A 662-nucleotide genomic window follows, 5' to 3' on the forward strand; every position below is an offset into this window, starting at 1 on the left:
GGCGGCGTGAGCGACGCTCTGAGGGCGCCAATTCCAAGGCAGGAGTTCGTGAATGCGCTTGGCGGGATGATCCGGCAAGCGGCCGAGTACATCGGCGAGCCAAGCCTGCGGATCGATGTCGTTGAGCTTGGCGCTGGCGATGAGGGTGTAGATGGCCGCGGCGCGTCGGCCGCCCTCATCGGAGCCTGCGAAGGTCCAATTTCTTCTTCCCACGGCGACAGCTCGTAGCTCGCGCTCGGCGGCATTGTTCGACATGCAGAGCCGCCCGTCATTAAGGAAGCGGGTGAATGCATCCCAGCGATTGAGGCAGTAATTGATCGCCTTGGTCGTGTCGTTGTTCTTGGAGAGCTTGGCGCGCTGCTCGCGCAACCACGCCTCCAGCTCAACGATCAGGGCGCGGCTACGCTCCTGGCGCACGCGCAGGCGCTCCTGCGGCGCAAGACCGTTGATCTCACGTTCGATGGCGAACAGGGCATCGATGCGCTTGACCGCCTCGGCCGCGATCGGCGCCTTGCTGAGCCGTGCCAGATCAAAGAACTTGCGCCTGCCGTGCGCCCAGCACGCGGCCTCGACGATTGGGCCTCCTTTGCGATTGGCCTCGTAGAGCCTGCCAAAGCCGGCGTAGGCGTCGGCCTGCATCAGTCCGGCATAGCCCGCCAGAT

At 64.7% G+C, this 662-nt stretch carries 1 protein-coding gene; it reads right to left on the reverse strand.

Annotated elements, in window-relative coordinates:
• Nucleotides 1-662: IS66 family transposase (gene tnpC / locus ACM42_RS08375; RefSeq protein WP_271527484.1), on the reverse strand; the 662-nt coding region annotated here is incomplete at both ends.

Origin of the sequence: Bradyrhizobium sp. CCBAU 25338 (genome assembly GCF_028128965.1) — a bacterium.
Classification (GTDB): domain Bacteria; phylum Pseudomonadota; class Alphaproteobacteria; order Rhizobiales; family Xanthobacteraceae; genus Bradyrhizobium; species Bradyrhizobium liaoningense.